This window comes from Bacillus jepli (genome assembly GCF_047238305.1).
In the GTDB taxonomy this organism is placed as follows: domain Bacteria; phylum Bacillota; class Bacilli; order Bacillales; family Bacillaceae_L; genus Ferdinandcohnia.
In genome coordinates this window covers 538,911-560,168 of sequence record NZ_JBDFMO010000001.1, presented here as the reverse complement: position 1 = coordinate 560,168, position 21,258 = coordinate 538,911, and the positions used below count along the sequence as shown (strand labels likewise).

The window sequence follows — 21,258 nt, the reverse complement described above, 5'->3', positions numbered from 1 at the left end:
TGCTAAAATGCTGGATGAACTGTTTTATCAGCAACATAAGCCTCTCTTGTTTTCGATTGCCTATCGAATGACAGGCACGATTACAGAGTCTGAGGATATTATCCACGATGTTTTACTAGATTTTGAGAGGACTGATCATTACAAAATCGAGAATACAAAAGCCTATCTTTGTAAAATGGTGACCAATCGCTCCATTGATTATTTAAAATCAGCCCGAAAGCAAAGAGAGGTATATGTAGGACCGTGGCTACCTGAACCACTCATCATCTATGATGTTGATCCGATGCATGCCGTTTTATTGCAAGACAATCTTTCGTATGCGCTTCTATCTTTAATGGAACAACTTAGCCCGGTTGAACGAGCGGTGTTTGTGTTGAGAGAAGCATTTGGATATGAATATGATGACATTGCTTCTATTATTGAGAAAGAGGTAGCGAACTGTAGAAAAATTATTAGTAGAGCAAAGAAAAAACTAGATTATAGGGATGACGTAGAAGATTTGCATGTCAATCAGGAGAAACTGCAGCAGTTGGTTCAATCTTTTCTACTTGCTGCTACAACAGGAAATATGGAGAACTTGCTTAGTATGCTCGCTAATGACAGCGTCCTCTATTCAGATGGTGGAGGTAAGGTCAAGGCTGCAGTAGTACCTATCAAAACGAAAGAACGAGTTGCCAACTTTATTTTAGGGCTCATTCGAAAGTTTGGACAGGATGCTCAATTGGAGATCGAATTAGTAAACGTCAATAGACAAATCGGCATATTGATCAAAAGAAATCAACAACCAGAAAATGTGGTATGCTTTGAAATAGAAAACAATCAAATTACACAAATCTTTTCCATTCGCAATCCTGAAAAACTAACATATGCCATAAGTGGATATCAATTTTAATTAGCAAACAACGTTGTAAGGAGACTACCATGGAAGATCAGTATTTCGATGCACTTTTACATGTAAAAACAAGTGGGGGACAAAAGGGGTTTAGTTCATCTGTACATTATTATCGCTATGAGCCGACACCGTATGAAGGACTGGCTGCTTTGTTTGAACACTATCAATTAAAAGAAACAGATCGGGTTGTTGATTTTGGTTGCGGAAAGGGACGGCTGCTTTTTTATATTCATCATCTATTTGAGGCAACTGTTGTTGGAGTGGAGATTGACAAAAGCTTATATCACGATGCCGTTCAAAATCGAGACCGTTATGCCAAGAGGTCAGGTATCCGCAAAGAAGAGATTGAAATTCATCATTGTGCCGCACAGGATTATGAAATTCATCCACTCGATAATCGATTTTACTTTTTTAATCCTTTTTCCATTCAGGTTTTTAAGCATACGATTTCCAATATTCTACGTTCCTATGAGAAGGATCCACGTGGAATAGAGGTTATTCTTTATTATGGATCTACGGATTACACCTATTTTTTGGAGAATAATACTCCATTTCAGATAAAGAAAGAGATTATCATTCCAGAGTTATTTGAAAAAAACACATACGAGAGATTCATGGTTTATCAACTAGGATAGGCAGCTTCCATTAAAGGGGAGTTGCCTGTTTTTATGTAAAAATCTGTATGTTCACCAATTTGTCATTTTTGATTTTGAATGAACAATAAAGGGAGGGAATAGTTTCTGAAAACCAGTAATGGTGAGCGATTTTTGAATTTAAAGAATGTTTTTAAGGACGGAAAAAAGCCTGTTTTTTCGTCCTTTTTTTTATGGGTGTATTAAAAATAACACTTTAAGTGTGATTCAGTTCACAACATTGAGAATGGTTCCTAATTATGATGTAAGTAAGAAGAACATAAGGAGGTTGAGTTGGATGGGAGCTTCAAAAGTTAACCAAAACAAAAAGGCAGACGGGGGATACCAAGGTCGTTTAGTTGGGACTTGGATTTCAGTCGGTGTTGTTGGAGCAGTCATTCTTTTTACGTATATAGTACTATTCGGCCTATTCATGTCTAGATTCTAGGAGGGGTAAAAATGAAAATGCATCTTGATGAAAAAATATGGCTTACAATCAGTTTCGGTATGATCATGGCATTCATGCTTATCACTGGCTACCAAACCTTTGCATTAGAAATGGGACCGCCAAGTCATATGGAAACAATCGATCCTCAGAAAGTTGACGAAACAGCACCATTTGACAAACCAGGTGTATATCAAATTGGTGAAAACGAATATGAAGTAGTGATGACATTAGAAGTATTCGCCTTTAATCCAGGAAACATTGAAGTACCAGCAGGTTCAAAGGTTCACTTTACGATGACATCAAAAGATGTTGTTCACGGATTCGAAGTCGCAGGTACAAACTTAAATGCAATGGTAATGCCAGGACAAATTCAGAAAATCACTCAAACGTTTGATGAACCTGGTGAGTATTTAGTTCTATGTAACGAGTATTGTGGTGCAGGTCACCAATTAATGGCTACTACAATTACAGTGAAATAAAGGAGGGGAGACCATTGGCAACTATATTAAATAACTCAGATTTGACCTTTAAAGAAAAGGCAAACAAGGTTTTAGGTGTAAATCCACAGGACGCAAAAATCTCAAAATCCTATTTATCAGTAGCATTTATCGCATTATTATTAGGTGGACTTTTAGGATTAGTACAAGGTTTAAACCGTGCAGGTCTTCTAGAATTGCCAAGTTGGCTTAACTATTATCAAGTACTAACAGCACACGGTTTATTATTAGTAGTGGTAATGTCTGCATTCTTTACAATCGGTTACTTCTACGCTGGTCTATCACATGAATTAGGTGGATTGCTACCTAAGGTGAGAAAAATGGCGTGGGTTGGTTTCTGGACGAAGATCGTTGGTATCGTACTAGTAGTTATACCAGTCTTAATGAATGAAGCGTCTGTTATGTACACATTCTATCCACCAATGGCGGCACACCCTGTATTCTATATCGGGTTAGCATTAGTGGTGGTTGGTATTTGGATCTTAGCAGCTGGAGCTTTTATGCAAGTGGCAAACTGGAGAAAGAATCATAAAGGTCAACATTTACCAATCCTTTCTTTCTTTGCAACAGGTGTATTTATTCTATTAGTCGGAGCAACAGCATTTGTCGCAGTTGAAGTATTATTCTTGATTCTACCATGGTCACTTGGATGGGTAGACACAATTAACGTAATGGTTTCTCGTACATTATTCTGGGCTTTTGGACATACAGCAGTTAACATCTGGTATTTAACAGCAGTATCAGCATGGTATGTAATCGTACCAAAAATTATTGGCGGAAAACGTTGGAGTGACACACTCACTCGTGTAGTTGTTATCGCATTAGTTATCATGAACATTACCGGTGGATTCCACCATCAAATCATTGACCCAGGAATTAACTTATCAGTAAAATTCCTACACGTATTCATGAGTTTGGCTATCGGTTTCCCATCATTAATGACGGCATGGGCAATGTTTGCAGTATTTGAGCGTACAGGTAGAGCAAAAGGTGGAAAAGGCGCATTAGGATGGTTCAAGAAATTACCTTGGGGCGATGTTCGCTTCTTATCCCCATTCATCGCGATGGCAGCCTTCATCCCAGCTGGTGCAGGTGGTATTGCTCAAACAACAAACCAACTTGACCAAGTCGTTCACAACACAATGTGGGTCGTAGGACACTTCCACTTAACACTAGGTATGTCAGTCGTAATGACTTTCTTTGGAATTAGTTACTGGTTAATCCCACATATTTCAGGTCGTGTAATGACAAAAGGAATGAATAAATTAGGTGTTGTTCAAACCATCATTTGGACAATTGGTATGATTTTAATGTCAGGCTCAATGCATACAGTTGGATTACTCGGTTCACCACGTAGAACATCTTTCTCAGACTACTTTGGTAGTGCGCAGGCTGCAGGCTGGGAACCATTTATGATGGTTGTTGGTATCGGGGCAACCTTATTATTAGTCGCAGTAATCATCCAAGTATATGCAGCATTTAACATGATGTTCTTTGCACCAAAAGGGGTAACAGAATTCCCAATCGCCGAAGTAGAAGAAAATGCTTCAAAAACTCCAGTTTGGACAGAGCGTTGGGGATTATGGGTAGTGCTAATGATTCTCGTCATCGCAATGGCATATGTACTACCACTAACCGATATGATTGTAAATGCACCTCCAGGATCACCACCATTTAAGACTTGGTAAGCCTGAGGTAACGCACAAATAGAAAGAGGTAGCGAAAACAACGGCTATCTCTTTCTATAATTAAAGGAAAAATAGAAATAGGATGTGATCTTCGTGATCAAAAAAAATCGGAAGACATTCGCTTGTATTTTCATATTATTATTTGGATGTGTACTATTCTATACGGGAACCGATGGATTTCAGGCATTTACTGAAGAAACAGCAAGAGTTAATCAGTTAATAGAGGAAAAGCCAACATTTCCAGATGTAACTTTTGAAGATAGCGAGGGACGAACATATCCTATTTCTGAGTTTCAAGATAAATTTGTATTTATCACATTTTTATATACATCTTGTACAACGGTTTGTCCGCAATTGGAAATGAATATGGCACAGGTTTATGAGCAAATCCCACAAGAATACCTTGGAAAAGAGATCGTGTTTTTAAGCATAAGCTTTGATCCAACTAGAGATGACCCAGCAACCTTGAGTAAGTATCGAACCTATTTTGGATCAGACGGAGAAACATGGAGAATGGCAAGGATTTCAGACGAAAACGAATTACAAACCCTTCTTGATGAATTTGGTGTCATTGTCATCCCAGATGGAAGAGGAAATTTTACACATAACTCAGCTTTTTATTTAGTAGATGGGAGCGGTTCTTTGATTGATGTCATGGATTATCGAGAAATCGATGCAGCGGCTGCCAAAGTCATTAGCATCTTAGAAACAGAAAAGGGGGAATAAGCTATGAAACAATTTTTGATCGGACTAGGACTCTTATTCGTATTAGCTCTTCCCCCGGTTGCTAATCTCTTGGAGTCTATCATGATTATCCATATGCATATGCAGATGCCATCAATCGTAATTGCTGGATTTTTTATGGCAAAATTATTTCAACAAAATTTCCCAAGTTTTTTTGAAAAATGGAATCAAGATGGAACACCAGGAATTCTGTTATTCATTGTAATCATGGTGTATTGGACAATACCAAAAACGATGGACGAGACATTAAACTTTACAAGTATGGAAGTGTGGAAATTTTTAAGTCTATCTTTCTTAGCGGGTGTACCGTTACGTGATAGTTGGAAGAAGCTAACTGATCGAGCCAAAAACATTGTGTTTATCTTTTTTACCGTAAAGTATTTAGGTATGGGTGTATTATATATCAATATAAATAATCAATTATGTAATAATTACCTCGTAATCGATCAAATCACTCTGGGCTGGGGATTTATTACAACAGCAATTTGTATTTTAATCTATCTGGTTTATAATAATTTCACTGACCAATCAATATATAAGAATAGTTAAAAGAAGCTGCTTTGTGGCTTCTTTTTCGTTGATTGCCCCCTTTTTAATTCAAAAGATTACATTTGACATCTCTAAAATTAAGGTTCAGAATAATAGCAATATAGACAAAAAAGAGGGTGGAAATGTTGACAAAACGATTTGAGACAAAATTAATACATAGTGTAAAAAAAGGCAATCTACCAATTCGAAGTAAAGTTACACCCATTTATCAAACATCCGCTTTTACATTTGATAACCTTGAGGATTTAGAAGGGTATTACCAAGGTGAAGGAAATTATTTATATTCGCGTATTGGAAATCCAAATCCGGATGAGTTAGGCCAGATGGTAGCAGCCGTGGAAGGTGCACCAGCGGGGATTGCCACATCTTCAGGATTATCTGCAATTTTAGCGGGCATCCTTTCTGTCGTGAAGAGTGGAGACCATATTGTTGCAGCAGACGATGTGTATGGTGGAAGTTTTCACCTTTTACATGAAGAGCTAAAACAGTTTGGAGTTGAAACAACCTTTGTTTCTTTTGGAGACCTTGAACTAGTAGAAAAAGCAATCCAGCCTAATACTAAAATGCTATACACTGAATCGATCACAAATCCACTTTTACGTGTAGAAAACCTACCAGCAGTTGTGGAACTTGCAAAACGCAACGACTTAATTACAGTAGTAGACAATACATTCGCTACACCATTCCATTGCAACCCATATGAACTTGGTGTAGAGCTTGTCGTACATAGTGCGACTAAATATATTGGGGGACATAGTGATATAACTGCTGGAGTAGTTGTGGGAAGAGAAGATTTGGTAGAAAAAGCGCGTGCGAAAGTTACGAATTTAGGTGCAAATGTAAGCCCATTTGAAGCATGGCTAACGACTCGTGGCTTAAAAACATTAGCGGTTCGCATGCAAGTACAATCTTCAAATGCTCGTAAGCTTGCGGATGCGTTACGTAACAATGCGAATATTGCGCGTGTGTATTATCCATTTGAGGAGGAATCCACAGGTTTTGGAGCAATGGTATCTATAGAGCTTGCGAAAACGGTTGATGTAAGTAAGTTTTTCAGGTCAATCGGATGGGTTAAACTTGTTCCAACGTTAGCTGGAGTAGAGACGACTGTAACACATCCTCTCAAAACATCGCACCGTGCATTACCGCCAGAAGCACAGGAAGCATTGGGGATTACAAATGAACTTGTGCGAATCTCTGTAGGAATCGAGCATTACGAGGACATTATTTCCGTCTTTGAACAAGCAATTGAAAAATCTTTAAAATAAGTAACAAGAGTATCCATGAAGAATGGATACTCTTTATTTGATTGGAATCAAAATGTTCATAAACACAAAAAGGATATCTATTAGCATCCTTTTTTCTAAAATAACCTTGTAAGTTCTTCGGTAGTATAATTTCCCCTAATACCCGGTTTTTGCTCAAGATAACGTATGATTTCCTCGTTTGAATTGTCCTCTTTTAGACCTGTAATAATGGTCTCCAAATATCCCATGGAAGGTTTATTAAATGTGACTTCATCTGCATTCCAAGGGGCAGTAAACGTAAAAATTGGATAGCCACCGTCATCACCGAGATATAGGATTCTTCCATACCAAGCTTTTTTGCGAAAAACCATCGACCCGGATTCCTTCACCTTCTGTAAATCAATATCAAACTCAAGTCCACTGTTCTCTTGTTGCAGAACATCGAGAAACTGTTCAGACGTGATCAAATACTTTTTACTATAGGTTACAGCTTCATCGTTTGGGGTTCCATCTATAAAAGCAACACCCTTTGAATCCCATCTCCCAGCTTCCTTCGCAAAATACAATGGGTAAGGAATGGTAAACATACCTTCATCGATTGGAGATGAGGGATCCTTACAACCAACCTCAGTTTCGGTAGAGCCCTTAGGTCTTCCTCCTTTTATGTAACAAAGGAACCGGTCCCTGTTTATATTAGATCCGTAGCTTGCATACCAGATATATTGTTTCATCAACGATCACCAACCTTTATATAATCATATATCATATTAATCTATTTAAATAGTACCTACAAAATCTATCATGCCTTTCCTTTATTCACCAATAATTTATGCGTTCGACCTTTTTCTACTCATTTCCCGAGCAATAATTGTATATTGATGCGGGAATATGATGGTTTTTATAGAAAATCAGCTACAAGGGACCAGGAGAACCGTCCCTCTGGATCCCATATTTTTTTAGGCGGTATTGGAGGTTTTGGCGGCTCATCCCCAGTGCTTCGGCTGTTTTGGTGATGTTATAGTTGCATTGTTGTAGGGATTGTTTTAAGTATAGGGTTTCGATTTCTTCCATGTATTTGTCTAGCGGTTGAATGTCTGTTATTTCTGTGATTTTTGGGTTTGATGTATTTGCCATTTCTGGTTTGGAATGTGTCTTTTTTCGAAAATGCAAGGGGAGATGATTATAGGAAATGGTATTCTCATAGGTGATAACATTCAGTGCTCCCTCAATAATATGCTCTAGCTCCCGAACATTTCCCGGCCAGTCGTATTCCATAAAAACCTGTAATACTCGATCCTCAATCTTCGTCACATTCAATCCAAATAGATGATTATATTTTTCCACAAAGGTGTACGCAAGCTCACGAATGTCTTCCTTCCGGTTTCGGAGTGGTGGGATAAACAGGGTTACAACACTTAGTCTGTAATACAAGTCCTTGCGTAGTCGTCCTTCCGAGATGGCATCAATGGGATCCTCGTTCATCGTTGCAAGGATTCGGGCGTCGACTTTTTTATCTTTCGTATCACCAACTCGTCGGACCGTTTTTTCTTGGATAACGCGCAAAAGCTTTGCTTGTAAGGCTGGATTCAGTGAGTTGATCTCATCTAAAAGCAAAGTCCCACTATTTGCTTGCTCAAATAAGCCAGGGCGATCAATTGCCCCAGTGAATGCTCCTTTTTTTGTGCCAAAAAGGATGCCTTCAATTAAACTATCCGGTAAAGCAGCACAATTTTGAGAGATGAAAGGAGCAGAGGACCTGTTGCTTCCATTGTGAATACTTTGGGCAAAAAGCTCTTTTCCAGTTCCAGTATCTCCAATGATGAGAACAGAAGAGCTTGTCCGAGTTGCTCGCTTGCTAGCCTCAATGACTTCTGTGAGAGCAGCACTACTTCCTATGATGCTATCAAATGTATAATGTGTATCACTTCTTCGATTCATATTTTCACGAAGGAGTTTCTCTAGTTTTGTCACATCACGAGCAATTTCCATCGCCCCAATTCGTTTTCGGTCATCCATAATCGGAATGGTGTTGTTAATAGTGGTAATTTCCTGACCGCGATTATTGTAATACGTCTGCTTTGCATTTTTTATAGGCTCACCATTTTTAAGTACTTGGAGCAATGTGCTGTCTTCGTTTTTATCAAACGAAAATACATCAACAAGTTTCTTATTCAAAACATCATGTTGGTTCATTCCTTCAATTTGCGCCATCTTTTGATTGTAGATGATGGTTGTTCCATCTATGTCTACAACATGGATGCCAACATCAACTTCGTTAACCAACTGTTCAGTCGCCTTTCTTTTTAATAGCTCAGCCTGTTTCATGTTATCTCCACCTTTTCTTTTATTATAAAAGAAATAAATGAAAGCGCATATATTTTTTGCGTTTTTACAGTGAAACGAAAAGATATTTTGCATAAAAACGAGTCTGTCGCAAACGAATTTTGCGTATTACAAATTAATATGAAAATATCTTAAATTCTTTATCTAGTCATAAACTGTTTTTGGTCATGAGAAACCTCAGCAACATGCAGCTTTAAGGCCGGCATGGCTGATTCGTCAAAAAGTTTGGCATGATTTTTGCATAAGATAAATGGTAGGAAGCTATTCTTATGGACTAATGAAAAATGGAGGATAAATAGATGACTCAAACGAAAGTAAACTCAAAAGCAATCATTGAACAAACAGAAAAATTTGGAGCAAACAACTATCACCCACTACCAATCGTGATTTCAAAAGCAGAGGGTGTATGGGTGGAAGATCCTGAAGGCAACAAATACATGGATATGTTAAGTGCCTATTCAGCGGTTAACCAGGGACACCGCCATCCTAAAATTATTCAAGCTTTAAAGGAACAAGCAGATCGCGTAACATTAACATCCCGTGCTTTTCATAATGACCAGCTCGGTCCTTGGTATGAATTAATTTGTAAATTAACCAATAAAGAAATGGCGCTTCCGATGAATACGGGGGCAGAAGCTGTTGAAACAGCTATTAAGGCTGCTCGCAGATGGGCATATGATGTTAAAGGTGTGCAAGAAAATCAAGCTGAAATCATCGCTTGTATTGGGAATTTTCATGGTCGGACGATGACGGCAGTATCCTTATCATCAGAGGAAGAGTATAAGCGTGGATTTGGTCCGATGCTACCGGGAATTAAACTTGTTCCTTATGGTGACATTGAGGCGCTAAAGAATGCCATCACTGAACATACAGCAGCATTTCTGATTGAGCCGATTCAAGGTGAGGCTGGAATTATAATTCCACCCGAAGGTTTCCTCAAGGAAGCGTATGAAGTCTGTAAACAAAATCAAGTTCTTTTTATTGCGGATGAAATTCAAGCTGGACTTTGCCGTTCCGGAAAAATGTTTGCATGTGAATGGGACGGAGTAGAACCTGATATGTATATTTTGGGGAAAGCATTAGGTGGTGGTGTGTTTCCGATATCCTGTGTAGTAGCAAACAAGGATGTACTAGGTGTGTTTAATCCGGGTTCACATGGATCTACTTTCGGTGGAAATCCAATGGCTTGTGCGGTGTCCATAGCCTCAATGAATGTATTATTAGAGGAAAATCTAGCTCAACGTTCACTTGAACTTGGCGACTATTTTCTAGACCGATTAAAAGAGATAAAAAATCCAAAGATTAGAGAGGTACGAGGTCGCGGTTTATTTATTGGAGTTGAACTAACAGAAGTAGCACGTCCATATTGTGAGGCTTTAAAGCAAGAAGGCCTGCTCTGTAAAGAAACGCATGATACGGTCATCCGATTTGCTCCACCTTTAATTGTAACGAAGGAAGAGTTAGATTGGGCAATCGAACGAATTGTGAAGGTTTTAGGATAGAATGAAAAAGGATCAAGACTTTTTGTTTTGATCCTTTTTGTTTTCTTAAGGCATTTCGTCCTCTTTTACTCGGTTTTTAAAAGCTTCATGTGACACAATTCCTTCCATTTGTTCAAATTGTCGACTGTGGTCTTTTTCCTCACTAATGCTGTTCTTTGGAAAGTTGCCAGGATGGCCTTTTTCTTTATGGTTAAAGCTTTTTCCACGACCCATATCCATTTCTCCTTTCAGATTCTTTCCAGTGTAGTTTTTGCATTCCTGTGTTTTGTATGTATTTTACTTTATCTGAAAAAACGCGGAAGTGGAACTTAGCTCCTAATATTAGATAAAAGCGGGAGAACCAAACCAGTACCGTAGAAAAAACAAGGGCTGCTCCTTCTTTTGCATTTAGGATATACTGATATACTAATACTAGATTTTTAATTTGAGGGGAGTTTTAACAATGAGCGAAAAAGACGCGCAGTTTTACATATCACATCTGGGGCTTGAGCCACATCCAGAGGGAGGGTTTTATAAGCAGACTTTTGCTTCAGATGTGATGGTCGATACGGAGCAGGATAACCAAAGAAAATTGTATACGAGTATATATTTTCTACTAGGATCTGAGGATATATCCCATTTACATCGATTAAAATCAGATGAGCTCTGGTATTACCATGGTGGTAGCTCTCTAACAGTCCATATCATTGACGAGTCAGGAGAATACAAAGAAATGCAGCTTGGGCTTAATCTTGACAAAGGAGAGGTTCCGCAAGTTCTCGTGCCTAAAAATTCAATATTTGGCTCTTCGGTTAAAGAAGAAAATACATTCTCACTTGTAGGTTGTATGGTTTCACCTGGATTTGAATTTGAGGATTTTGAATTATTTACACAAGAGGAACTACTTAAGGAATATCCACAGCATGAAACAGTGATACGCAAGCTAGCGCTTGAGAAAAAATAGAGTAGAATAGTAAAAATGCCATTATTCGATATATAACAGCTAAAATATAGATGGATGAATTCGATTTAAACAAACGTTTGATTGAATTTTCAAGTGCTTGATACTATTGGCTTAGGTCGCCAAACAAACATTTGTTTGAAATGCATGTTGCAAAATGAAACAGATTGTTTTGAAACCATATTTCAATAATATGAAGAACGCCTCCCCGACAATGGGAAGGCGTTTTTTACTTTTCTTTGACAAGATAAGGACGGTCCTCTTCCCAATGAACATGAACTGGGAGATTGAAGAAGTTTGAAAGAATATCACTTGTAATGATTTGATTCGTTTGGCCAGAAGCAAATACTTCGCCATTTTTAAGAAGCAATGTTTTCGTAAATACGGGAAGAATTTCTTCCACATGATGGGTGACATAAATAATGGTTGGCGAATCCCCTTTATGGGCGAGTCTTTCAATTGATTCTAATAATTGTTCTCTTGCAATAAAATCCAACCCATTTGTAGGTTCGTCCAAAATGAGAATCGATGGATTTGCCATTAATGCGCGCGCAATCAGTACTCGTTGTTTTTCACCTTGTGATAGAGTTGCATATTCTCGATTTGCATACCCGATACACCCAAGCTCCTCAAGTAGTCCAATTGCTTTTTCTCTCATTTTGTCTGTAGGTATTTCATACAAACCGATGGACGCGAAGGCTCCACTTAAGACAACCTCGAACGCGTTATCAGTCGGGTAGAATTTTTGCTGTAAAGAGGAGGAAACAAAGCCAATATTCTTACGAAGTTCCTCACCAAGATACACCTTTCCAAATTCAAACCCCAGAACTGTTGCTGTTCCACTTGAAGGGAAATTGTAGGCATTGATTAAATCCAATAATGCCGTTTTTCCAGAACCATTCAAACCGTATAGTACCCAATGTTCCCCTTGCTCAATTTGCCAATTAATATGTTGTAGAATAAGCGCATTGTCACGTCGAAGTGTAACATCTACTAAATCCAAAACCACTGTAATCCCTCCTTACGTATAAAATAATAATATCAAATAATTCTGATAAAAGTTAGCCGTGAAGTTTCACAAAATATGGGTCAAAATATAATCCCTTTACACAATCTTTACAGGAAATTTACAATGCTTGTTTATAATTTTATTTATATAGGTAAAAAGACATGGAGTTTGGGGGTTCTACACTTGGGAAAAAGGTTGCGTAAAGAAAAAATGCTAGATAAAGAGAATAACGGCAAAAAACGGTTCATGAAGGGATTTTTACAACGAATTAATTTGAGTGCCCGATTATTTATCCTGTTTGTTTCTTTACTCGTGATATCTGTAGTGACAGTTGGAACAGTCTCATACATAAAGGCAAAAGATACGACAATTGAAACAATTGAAAATCGATTAGTACGTGAAGCAGAGTTTATGAGCTATATTGCAGAAAGTTTAAAATTTGTTTATGTCGGTAAAGACGATTACGATTATTTTATGCAGCAGTTAAATGGGAATGTTCGAGTACAGCAGAAGAAGCTTGAAGCAGATGGAATCGAGGCGGAGTTTTTCTTTATTCAAAACCAAGAAGTAGTCCCTTTCAAGGTAAGTAAAGATGCCATTCCGGATTTTTCAGAAAAAACAATCAAAGAACTTGTTGAACGCAAAAATGGTGTCCTTCATGAAAAGATTAATGGCGAAGATTACACAATCTCGTTCCTTAACATTAAGGAGATAGATGGAGTTTATGGAATCCTCATCCCTACGAAATCCTATACAGGGCCGATCGACCAAATGGCTTATTTTACATTACTTGTAATGGCAGTTAGTATCATTGTGATGACGGTTGTGATTATTTTATTAGTGCGAACAATAGTTAAGCCTTTAAGTGCATTACGAAATACGATGAAAGAAGTAAGGGATGGGAATCTCAAGCATTCAGTCGATATACGTACAACGATTCCTGAAATTACTTCATTGCATAAGAGTTATAATGCCATGATTGATCAAATGAGAAGTATGCTTAATGAATTGAAGACGTCAACGAAAGAATTAGAAGCAACGGGTGATGAATTAAATGATTCATCTAAGGATGCTCTAGAATCTAGTCATCAATTAATCTCAGCGATTGATACAGTAAGACAAGGGGCAGAACATACAGCAAGTAGCTCTGAGGAGAGTGCCATCAGCTTCAGGACGATGTCAACTCGGATAGAGGATATCATGACAAACATGAAAACTGTCATCAATAGCTCAAAGGATATGAATCTTACAGCTGACCGCGGTGGAAAAAATATAGGACAGTTGATTTCATCAAACCAATCATTTGAAGGGGACTTTAACCGTCTCACCAAAACCATCCGAGAAGTGAAAGACTATTCACTCGAGATTACATCACTTGTTGAATTAGTAACAGAAATAGCGAAACAAACCAAATTATTAGCATTAAATGCCACGATTGAAGCAGCACGTGCTGGTGAAGCCGGGAAAGGCTTTGCCGTCGTCGCACAAGAGGTTCAGAAACTTGCAGAGCAATCAACGAAAGCGACAGATGAAATTTCAACTGCAATCGGAAAAATGGAGTCTATTACATTACTTGCTTCAAAGGAATTTGACCAAATGCTGATCCAAATTAATTCCAATCTTCAATTGGCGAATGATTCTAAAATCTCCATTAATGAGTTAATGCAAGGGATTTATGAAGTAAGTGGAAACATTGAAGTTATGCAGGAAGAATTAACAGGCCTCGAGAGCATTGTTCCAGAACTACAGCAATCTGTTACGCAATTCTCATCTGTGTCACAAGAGACATTAGCGAGCGCCGAAGAGATGTTAGCTTTTAGTGAGAGTCAAGTTCAACAAATGGAAAATACAAATAGAGTGGGTAAAAGACTTCATAACCTGTCAAAATCACTATCAGAAATCACTCAGCGTTTTAACGTTAAGTAATGTAAAAGTTCAGGTCATTCGACAAATTTTCTTGTCGAATGGCCTTTTGTGCTAGCGGGACTTTTTGATGTATACTTTTTATATAACGTTTTTGATAGGAGAGTTTCGGTTATGGCTTATAAAAAGGTTCGTTGGGGAATTATTGGTTGTGGAAACGTGACTGAAGTGAAGAGTGGTCCTGCATTTCAAAAAGTCGCGAATTCTGAGTTGGTTGCGGTGATGCGAAGAACAGGTGAATTAGCGAAGGATTATGCTGTGAGACATCATGTGCCGAAATGGTATGACAATGCAGATGAGCTAATTCAAGACCCAGATGTGGATGCTATTTATATTGCAACACCGCCGGGATCTCATAAAGAATATACACTGAAGGCTGCACAGGCTGGCAAGCCCGTGTACGTTGAAAAGCCAATGGCACTAAATTATGAGGAATGTGTAGAAATGATTGAAGCCTGTAAAGAGGCAAATGTTCCATTATATGTCGCCTACTATCGTAGAGCACAACAAAGATTTTTAAAAATAAAAGAGTTGCTGGAGAATGGAGCGGTAGGGGAAGTACGATTTGTATCAACCACACAATACCGGATGGCAACTGAAGATCCAAATGCTTTGCCATGGCGAGTACAACCAAAAATTTCAGGTGGGGGATTATTCTTTGATTTAGGAAGCCATACCCTAGATATATTAGATTTCTTGCTAGGACCGATTAAGGAAGTACACGGATTTGCTTCAAATCATGGCGGTCGTTACAAAGCGGAAGATATTGTAACGGGTACCTATTTATTTGAATCTGGAATTCATGGTGTTGGCAATTGGTGTTTTACCGCATTTCAAGAAGAGGATATGAATGAAATCGTAGGTAGCAAAGGAAAAATTACATTCTCTACTTTCGGAAATGAGCCAATTTTGTTAACAACTGCGAACGGTACAGAAGAGTGGAGTTTTGAGCGCCCTCAGCATGTTCACCAACCACTTGTGGAAACCATTGTAGCAGAATTGACAGGTAAAAGTGGAGTTTGCACAAGCACTGGTGAATCGGGTGCACGAACAAATTGGGTAATGGGCGAAATGGTAAAAGGGTATTATTCAGCTAAATAAAAAGACGAAAGGCGTCCGGTTAATCGGTCGCCATTTGATTGTTTCCAAAAAATTCTTTGAAATGTATAAGTTGCATGGTCCATTTTTCATAAGATTATGATAAAATAGTTGATATTATTATCAGAATAATATAAGATTTCGATTATTACTAAAGATTTATATCAAACGAAAGCTGGGATTAACATGACGACAGATTTTAAACTTGACATCACCCTTACAACTCAGAAGAAAGAGATTCCTCCATTTGACCAATTGGTGTTTGGAACAAGCTTCACTGACCATATGTTTATGTGGGATTACACAGAAGGAAGCGGATGGCACGATGCTCGTATTGTCCCGTATCAATCTATTCCATTAGATCCTGCAGCGACTGTTTTTCATTATGGTCAATCCGTATTTGAAGGATTAAAAGCCTATCGTACAAAGGACGAGGAAATTTTATTATTCAGACCGGATCAGAACATGAAGAGATTCAATAAGTCTAACCAGCGCTTAGTTATGCCGCAGTTTGACGAAGAATTTGCCCTTCATGCTTTGAAGAAGCTTATTGAAATCGATAGAGATTGGGTTCCAAATCTTCCTGGTACTTCCTTGTATATCCGTCCATTTATGATTGCTACGGAAGCACATCTTGGCGTCGATCCGGCTAAAAACTATAAATTAATGATTATCTTATCCCCAGTAGGCTCTTATTATAAAGAAGGTATCAATCCTGTAAAAATTGCAGTAGAGAATAAGTTTGTTCGTGCAGTTGCAGGTGGAACAGGTGATGCAAAAACAGCTGGTAACTATGCTGCAAGTTTATTGGCATCAGAAATTGCAGGTGAAAATGGATACTCCCAAGTATTATGGCTTGACGGTAGAGAGAGAGAATATATTGAAGAAGTAGGCAGCATGAATATCTTCTTTAAAATTAACGGAGAAGTAATTACGCCTGCATTAAACGGTAGTATTCTAGATGGAATCACTCGTAAGTCAATTATTGAACTCTTAAAATACTGGAACATCCCTGTAACAGAACGCAGAATTTCGATTAGCGAAATCCAAGAGGCTTATAATGAAGGTATTCTTGAAGAAGTCTTCGGAACTGGAACAGCTGCTGTAATCTCCCCGGTTGGTGAGCTTTTCTATAATAATGAAAAACTGGTCATTAACAATGGTGAAACAGGCGCGTTATCGAAAAAATTATATGACACCATTACCAGCATTCAAAACGGAACAGCAGAAGACGTGTTTGGATGGACTGTAAAACTATAAAATGTTAAAAATAGTGTTTACCCGATGGGGTAGGCACTATTTTTTTTTGACATTGGAAAAGTGTCTGACTAAACAAAAAGGTTGACTCCATATTCTAATAAGCTATTCTCTTTAGCAGATATAAAAAATATTAAAGCAGCGTATTTCTGAACAGAAATAACAATGATTTTTTGTGTTTGTCTATATTTGTAAATAAAGTGTAACTTTTTATATCTTGTTACGTCTTTAAGGCAAACAATTTTAAGTAAGAATTCGATTTAAACAGGTGGTGAAGTGAGTGGGAGAAGATAGCTCATTAGAAAAGTTAAATGAATGGTACTTCAAATATAGTGTTGATATATATCGATATGTTTTAATGCTGACTGCTGAACAGGAGCTAGCAAAAGATATAACACACGATACCTTTATTAAGGCATTCAAGTACATGGAAAGTTTTAGAGGGGAAGCAAGCGAAAAAAATTGGTTGTATCGAATTGCACATAACACGACCATCGACGAAATACGAAAAAGGAAGCCGTTACGATTTATCGTCAATACTTACGCTTCTATTGCAACAAATGACTATCTTCCAGAAAAAGTAATACAGTTAGGGGAAAGTGAAGAACAGCTTTATCGTTCGCTTCAAAAGCTAAAAAGGGCGTATCGTGAGGTAATCATTTTAAGGAAAATAGAAGAACTAAACATCCGTGAAACAGCTGAAATATTAAATTGGACCGAATCTAAAGTGAAAACTACTTTGTTCAGAGCATTAGAAGCCTTAAGAAAACAAATGATTAAGGAGGGCTATGAGCATGAAACTATCTGAAGAAGAAACGATATACGATGGTGCTTTAAAAAGTTTTCAAAATATCAAATTAACAGCTCAAGAGAAGAGTGAAATCCACCTGAAGATGTTAGAATCTGTAGAAAAATCAGATCGTAGGAAAATAAGGTGGCACATACGTCCAATATTCAATGTCATTTTAGCTGGAATATTATTATTTATTGGAGGATACTTCCTAGTAAGCAAAGTTATCCTTTCAGAGGAAGGTAAGATAGGTCAAGAAAACGTAAAGGTTCCATCTTCATATACTGATATTGAAAAGCAAATATCAGATGTATTACAAACACCTGTGTACATTCCATATCATGAGAATCTTCCATTGAGAACAGCTATGTTTATTATGGAAACAACTAGCACGGAAGAAGGAGAGGTACTAGAACGAAAGCACGGAGCAGCTATTATTGGTTATAGTACCATAGAAGCGGACCAAGCTGATGCAGCAGAATTCGAGCGATTAAAAGAACAGGGACGACCTAAATTAGCACCTTATGAGGTTATTTACGGTGATTTTCTAAAAGCGGAAAAATACGAAGTTACCATTGCCATTATGTCCGAAAAATCTAGTCGAAAAGACCTGATATATTCAGTTTTGTATGGTGAAGAAAGAATAATAGCTGGCCAAACTGTTAAGTACAGAGTAGTTGATACGGGATTACCACTTAACGACAAAGCATACCACTTCAGCTTTAAACTAAATAATGCAGTTTATGTATACAACTTCCCTGTAAAAAATGTAACTGAAGAGGCTGCATATACATTTGTTGAAAAATCATTAAAACAAATTCTAAAAAGATAGCCTAAAAAGAACCGTCATTTAGACGGTCTTTTTGGTTGTAGCAAATATTAATAGAAATTATGAAGAAATGTACTTATGCTAAAGCCTTGTATTCTAAAAGAAAACCAACCAATAAATATAAGAAGCAATGAGCAAACCTACATATGTCCACGATAGGATTCGTTGCCATGTTTTTGAATGGAAGCTTGTAAACAGAAAGGTGATAGGTACTAAAGTCCAAGGTAACAAGACTAATAGACTTAATAAAAACAAACCGACCGAAGTGCCGAGTGATTCAACTCCAAACGACATTTGAGCAACATAGGCAGATGCTCCTAATCCAATAGGTGAAAGTAGAAGTAGGAAACAGCTTTTAAGTTTGAAGGTCGAGAAAAATGTGCTGAGAGATTCTGTTTCAAATATGCGGAATTTAAAATGTGAGAGTGGTTCGCGCAGTTTTTCAGGAACTAATTGCATTTTTCATCACTCCTACTAAAATGGGTATCTGAATCTAGTATAAAAGAATCCTTTAAGATATTTTATATACAAAACAGTTAAAAGTTTTACATATATTCTATTATATTCCATTTTAGTAGATTTATGAATGTTAATTTTGATATATCATACCCTTGCTGTGCCCACTTTTTGAGGCTGAGGATATGATTACTTGTTAATCGTACCGTCACTGATTCTACTCTGGCGATTGAAGGCACGATTAAGGTCTAATCGTACCCTCGTTGATCTCACTCAGGAGATTGAAGGCACGAATAAGGATTAATCGTACCCTCGTTGATCCCACTCGTAGTGATTGAAGGAACGAATAAGGTCTAATCGTACCCTCGTTGCACGCACTCGTAGTGATTGATGGAACGATTAAGGTCTAATCGTACCCTCGTTGATCTCACTCAGGAGATTGAAGGCACGAATAAGGATTAATCGTACCCTCGTTGTTCCCACTCGTAGTGATTGAAGGAACGAATAAAGGCTAATCGTATCCTCGTTGCACGCACTCGTAGTGATTGAAGGAACGAATAAGGTCTAATCGTACCCTCGATGCACGCACTCGTAGTGAATGATGGAACGAATAAGGTCTAATCGTACCCTCGATGCACGCACTCGTGGAGATTGATGGAACAAATAAGGCTTATTCATACCCTCATTGATTCCACTTGTACCGATTGAAGGTACGATTACAACATGGTCGCACCCATATTAACATACTCGCCAAAATTAAAATCTAAAAATTTGCATCGAAAACAACATTATTAAATAATGGAGGTAGTTAATAAACAGTTACAAGTAAGAAATACATAAAATTGGGGGTACAGACATTGGAAATAGGAATTAGTACTTTTGTGGAGACAACACCGGATCCGCAAACAGGTGAGGTCATCAGTCATGCACAAAGAATTCGTGAAGTTGTAGAGGAAATTGTGCTGGCGGATCAAGTAGGCTTGGATATTTTCGGAGTTGGTGAACATCATCGAGAGGATTACGCGGCTTCAGCTCCAGCCATGGTGCTTGCAGCGGCTGCGTCACAAACAAAGAAAATCCGTTTAACAAGTGCGGTTACTGTGCTTTCTTCTGCAGATCCGGTTCGCGTGTTCCAGGACTTTGCAACACTTGATGCCATTTCAAATGGCCGCGCTGAAATCATGGCTGGAAGAGGATCCTTCATCGAATCCTTCCCACTTTTTGGATATGACTTAAAGGATTATGATGAGCTTTTTGAAGAAAAATTAGATTTATTGCTCCACATTCAAAGGTCAGAGAAAGTAACATGGCAAGGGAAACATCGCCCGTCTATCAATAATCGCGGAGTTTATCCACGACCTGTTCAAGATCCGTTACCAATCTGGATTGGAAGTGGTGGAAACCAGGAATCAGTTGTTCGTGCAGGATTATTAGGGTTGCCATTAGTGTTAGCAATCATTGGTGGTAGACCGGTTCAATTTGCACCACTTGTTGAATTATATAAGAGAGCCGTTGCTCATGCCGGTCATGACTTTTCAAAATTAGCAGTTGCCTCACATTCTCATGGATTTGTTGGAGAGACGATGGAAGAAGCAGCAGAAAAATTCTTCCCATCAACCGCACAAGCGATGAGTAAATTAGGCCAAGAGCGTGGCTGGGGCCCATATACTCGTGAAAGCTTTGATTTTGCTCGAAGCTTTGAGGGTGCATTATATGTAGGTGACCCTGAATATGTTGCCAATAAAATTATTCACTTGCGTAAAAATGTAGGGGTTACTCGCTTTATGTTGCATTGCCCTGTTGGAACAATGCCACACGACGATGTGATGCGTTCCATCGAACTATTAGGAAAAGAAGTGGCACCACGCGTTAGAGAAGAAGTAGCAAAGTGGGAAGCCGAAAACGAAGTGAAGTAAGGATGTAGAGGAGAATATAATGAGTAATCTATCTCATAAGCAGTTAGCAACTGAATGCTTCAACAAAGTGTGGGACTTACTTGAAAAACCTGAACGCACAGAAAATGAAACAGAGGAAATGATTCACCTATGTCATGCTTCGTTTTGGCATTGGACACAGGTACCAGATCATACCGACCAAAATCTATCGATAGGATATTGGCAGCTTTCACGGGTTTATGCAGTAGCTGAAAACGGAGAACAGGCCTTATACTATGCAAAGCGTTGTGTAGAAATTAGTGAAAGTGTGGAGTTAGCCCCATTTTATATAGGGTATGGGTACGAAGCATTGGCAAGATCATATATCTTACTAAATCAAAGAGGTCAAGCTGAAGAAGCCATTAATCAAGTAAAGAGCTACACAGAACTTGTGAAAATTGAGGAAAGTAAAAATTTATTACTAGAAGATTTAGCAGATCTAAGGAAAAAATATCATTATCTGTATGAATAATTCATGTA

General features: G+C 38.1%; 22 protein-coding genes. 17 read left to right on the top strand and 5 right to left on the bottom strand.

The features are described from left to right. Positions 1-7 precede the first annotated feature (7 nt). The 8 genes from ABC371_RS02770 (at position 8) to ABC371_RS02735 (ending at position 6,718) form a co-directional block, all read left to right on the top strand. Positions 8-892 carry an RNA polymerase sigma-70 factor gene (locus ABC371_RS02770; protein WP_412895476.1) on the top strand — a complete coding sequence of 295 codons (885 nt, stop codon included), beginning with the start codon at positions 8-10 and terminating at the stop codon, positions 890-892. A gap of 29 nt (positions 893-921) precedes the next feature. Beyond that, entirely contained in the window at positions 922-1,527 is a 606-nt protein-coding gene (locus ABC371_RS02765; protein ID WP_412895475.1) for an SAM-dependent methyltransferase, read from the top strand. A 295-nt stretch (positions 1,528-1,822) separates the two neighbouring features. Then, complete coding sequence (locus ABC371_RS02760; protein ID WP_412895474.1) at positions 1,823-1,972, top strand: cytochrome c oxidase subunit 2A; 150 nt, start codon at positions 1,823-1,825, stop codon at positions 1,970-1,972. An 11-nt stretch (positions 1,973-1,983) separates the two neighbouring features. After that, complete coding sequence (locus tag ABC371_RS02755; protein WP_116354698.1) at positions 1,984-2,451, top strand: cytochrome c oxidase subunit II; 468 nt, start codon at positions 1,984-1,986, stop codon at positions 2,449-2,451. Between the two features lie 14 nt (positions 2,452-2,465). Then, positions 2,466-4,157, top strand: coding sequence for a cbb3-type cytochrome c oxidase subunit I (locus ABC371_RS02750; RefSeq protein WP_412895473.1), 1,692 nt, complete (start codon positions 2,466-2,468; stop codon positions 4,155-4,157). 93 nt (positions 4,158-4,250) lie between these two features. Beyond that, complete coding sequence (locus ABC371_RS02745; protein WP_412895472.1) at positions 4,251-4,883, top strand: SCO family protein; 633 nt, start codon at positions 4,251-4,253, stop codon at positions 4,881-4,883. Between the two features lie 3 nt (positions 4,884-4,886). After that, on the top strand, positions 4,887-5,450 hold the full coding sequence (locus tag ABC371_RS02740; RefSeq protein ID WP_412895471.1) for a hypothetical protein: 564 nt from the start codon (positions 4,887-4,889) through the stop codon (positions 5,448-5,450). Between the two features lie 122 nt (positions 5,451-5,572). Further along, positions 5,573-6,718 (top strand): trans-sulfuration enzyme family protein, encoded by a 1,146-nt coding sequence (locus ABC371_RS02735; RefSeq protein ID WP_412895470.1) that lies wholly within the window; start codon positions 5,573-5,575, stop codon positions 6,716-6,718. 95 nt (positions 6,719-6,813) lie between these two features. Here ABC371_RS02735 and ABC371_RS02730 read toward each other — a convergent pair whose 3' ends face one another. Together ABC371_RS02730 and ABC371_RS02725 are read right to left on the bottom strand one after the other, a co-directional pair. Then, positions 6,814-7,428 (bottom strand): hypothetical protein, encoded by a 615-nt coding sequence (locus ABC371_RS02730; RefSeq protein WP_412895469.1) that lies wholly within the window; start codon positions 7,426-7,428, stop codon positions 6,814-6,816. Between the two features lie 181 nt (positions 7,429-7,609). Continuing rightward, a complete protein-coding gene (locus ABC371_RS02725; protein ID WP_412895468.1) occupies positions 7,610-9,022 on the bottom strand; it encodes a sigma-54 interaction domain-containing protein in 1,413 nt (470 codons plus the stop codon). 317 nt (positions 9,023-9,339) lie between these two features. Between ABC371_RS02725 and ABC371_RS02720 the strand changes: the two genes are divergently transcribed. Then, positions 9,340-10,542: an ornithine--oxo-acid transaminase gene (locus ABC371_RS02720; protein WP_412895467.1), complete on the top strand. Its 1,203-nt coding sequence runs from the start codon at positions 9,340-9,342 to the stop codon at positions 10,540-10,542. Between the two features lie 45 nt (positions 10,543-10,587). On the opposite strand, the gene ABC371_RS02715 is transcribed toward ABC371_RS02720, so the two are convergent. Next, positions 10,588-10,755 carry a hypothetical protein gene (locus tag ABC371_RS02715; RefSeq protein WP_165439160.1) on the bottom strand — a complete coding sequence of 56 codons (168 nt, stop codon included), beginning with the start codon at positions 10,753-10,755 and terminating at the stop codon, positions 10,588-10,590. A 229-nt stretch (positions 10,756-10,984) separates the two neighbouring features. Between ABC371_RS02715 and ABC371_RS02710 the strand changes: the two genes are divergently transcribed. Continuing rightward, positions 10,985-11,485: a cupin domain-containing protein gene (locus ABC371_RS02710; RefSeq protein ID WP_412895466.1), complete on the top strand. Its 501-nt coding sequence runs from the start codon at positions 10,985-10,987 to the stop codon at positions 11,483-11,485. A gap of 226 nt (positions 11,486-11,711) precedes the next feature. Here the strand turns inward: ABC371_RS02710 and ABC371_RS02705 are convergent, their stop codons facing one another. Further along, positions 11,712-12,491 (bottom strand): ABC transporter ATP-binding protein, encoded by a 780-nt coding sequence (locus tag ABC371_RS02705; RefSeq protein WP_412895465.1) that lies wholly within the window; start codon positions 12,489-12,491, stop codon positions 11,712-11,714. Positions 12,492-12,737: 246 nt separating this feature from the next. On the opposite strand from ABC371_RS02705, the gene ABC371_RS02700 reads away from it, so the two are divergent. The 5 genes from ABC371_RS02700 (at position 12,738) to ABC371_RS02680 (ending at position 18,391) form a co-directional block, all read left to right on the top strand. Beyond that, a complete protein-coding gene (locus tag ABC371_RS02700; protein WP_412899253.1) occupies positions 12,738-14,417 on the top strand; it encodes a methyl-accepting chemotaxis protein in 1,680 nt (559 codons plus the stop codon). A gap of 111 nt (positions 14,418-14,528) precedes the next feature. Then, positions 14,529-15,515, top strand: a complete 987-nt coding sequence (locus ABC371_RS02695) for a Gfo/Idh/MocA family protein (protein ID WP_412895464.1) — start codon at positions 14,529-14,531, stop codon at positions 15,513-15,515. Positions 15,516-15,698: 183 nt separating this feature from the next. Then, positions 15,699-16,772 carry a branched-chain amino acid aminotransferase gene (locus ABC371_RS02690; RefSeq protein WP_412895463.1) on the top strand — a complete coding sequence of 358 codons (1,074 nt, stop codon included), beginning with the start codon at positions 15,699-15,701 and terminating at the stop codon, positions 16,770-16,772. A 277-nt stretch (positions 16,773-17,049) separates the two neighbouring features. Next, complete coding sequence (locus ABC371_RS02685) at positions 17,050-17,577, top strand: RNA polymerase sigma factor (RefSeq protein WP_412895462.1); 528 nt, start codon at positions 17,050-17,052, stop codon at positions 17,575-17,577. After that, positions 17,564-18,391 (top strand): hypothetical protein, encoded by an 828-nt coding sequence (locus tag ABC371_RS02680; protein ID WP_412895461.1) that lies wholly within the window; start codon positions 17,564-17,566, stop codon positions 18,389-18,391. Before ABC371_RS02685 ends, ABC371_RS02680 begins: the two co-directional genes overlap by 14 nt. Before the next feature lie 93 nt (positions 18,392-18,484). Here the strand turns inward: ABC371_RS02680 and ABC371_RS02675 are convergent, their stop codons facing one another. Further along, positions 18,485-18,847 carry a hypothetical protein gene (locus tag ABC371_RS02675; RefSeq protein ID WP_412895460.1) on the bottom strand — a complete coding sequence of 121 codons (363 nt, stop codon included), beginning with the start codon at positions 18,845-18,847 and terminating at the stop codon, positions 18,485-18,487. Between the two features lie 854 nt (positions 18,848-19,701). Here ABC371_RS02675 and ABC371_RS02670 point away from each other — a divergent pair. Together ABC371_RS02670 and ABC371_RS02665 are read left to right on the top strand one after the other, a co-directional pair. Continuing rightward, complete coding sequence (locus ABC371_RS02670) at positions 19,702-20,760, top strand: LLM class flavin-dependent oxidoreductase (RefSeq protein ID WP_412895459.1); 1,059 nt, start codon at positions 19,702-19,704, stop codon at positions 20,758-20,760. 19 nt (positions 20,761-20,779) lie between these two features. Continuing rightward, entirely contained in the window at positions 20,780-21,250 is a 471-nt protein-coding gene (locus ABC371_RS02665; protein ID WP_412895458.1) for a hypothetical protein, read from the top strand. Positions 21,251-21,258 lie beyond the last annotated feature (8 nt).

Bases quoted from the DNA above. Each gene is read 5' to 3' on its own strand.
- ABC371_RS02770 (WP_412895476.1), top strand. From the start codon at position 8: ATGCTGGATGAACTGTTTTATCAGCAACATAAGCCTCTCTTGTTTTCG.
- ABC371_RS02765 (WP_412895475.1), top strand. From the start codon at position 922: ATGGAAGATCAGTATTTCGATGCACTTTTACATGTAAAAACAAGTGGG.
- ABC371_RS02760 (WP_412895474.1), top strand. From the start codon at position 1,823: ATGGGAGCTTCAAAAGTTAACCAAAACAAAAAGGCAGACGGGGGATAC.
- ABC371_RS02755 (WP_116354698.1), top strand. From the start codon at position 1,984: ATGAAAATGCATCTTGATGAAAAAATATGGCTTACAATCAGTTTCGGT.
- ABC371_RS02740 (WP_412895471.1), top strand. From the start codon at position 4,887: ATGAAACAATTTTTGATCGGACTAGGACTCTTATTCGTATTAGCTCTT.
- ABC371_RS02735 (WP_412895470.1), top strand. From the start codon at position 5,573: ATGTTGACAAAACGATTTGAGACAAAATTAATACATAGTGTAAAAAAA.
- ABC371_RS02730 (WP_412895469.1), bottom strand. From the start codon at position 7,428: ATGAAACAATATATCTGGTATGCAAGCTACGGATCTAATATAAACAGG.
- ABC371_RS02725 (WP_412895468.1), bottom strand. From the start codon at position 9,022: ATGAAACAGGCTGAGCTATTAAAAAGAAAGGCGACTGAACAGTTGGTT.
- ABC371_RS02720 (WP_412895467.1), top strand. From the start codon at position 9,340: ATGACTCAAACGAAAGTAAACTCAAAAGCAATCATTGAACAAACAGAA.
- ABC371_RS02715 (WP_165439160.1), bottom strand. From the start codon at position 10,755: ATGGGTCGTGGAAAAAGCTTTAACCATAAAGAAAAAGGCCATCCTGGC.
- ABC371_RS02710 (WP_412895466.1), top strand. From the start codon at position 10,985: ATGAGCGAAAAAGACGCGCAGTTTTACATATCACATCTGGGGCTTGAG.
- ABC371_RS02700 (WP_412899253.1), top strand. From the start codon at position 12,738: ATGAAGGGATTTTTACAACGAATTAATTTGAGTGCCCGATTATTTATC.
- ABC371_RS02695 (WP_412895464.1), top strand. From the start codon at position 14,529: ATGGCTTATAAAAAGGTTCGTTGGGGAATTATTGGTTGTGGAAACGTG.
- ABC371_RS02690 (WP_412895463.1), top strand. From the start codon at position 15,699: ATGACGACAGATTTTAAACTTGACATCACCCTTACAACTCAGAAGAAA.
- ABC371_RS02680 (WP_412895461.1), top strand. From the start codon at position 17,564: ATGAAACTATCTGAAGAAGAAACGATATACGATGGTGCTTTAAAAAGT.
- ABC371_RS02675 (WP_412895460.1), bottom strand. From the start codon at position 18,847: ATGCAATTAGTTCCTGAAAAACTGCGCGAACCACTCTCACATTTTAAA.
- ABC371_RS02665 (WP_412895458.1), top strand. From the start codon at position 20,780: ATGAGTAATCTATCTCATAAGCAGTTAGCAACTGAATGCTTCAACAAA.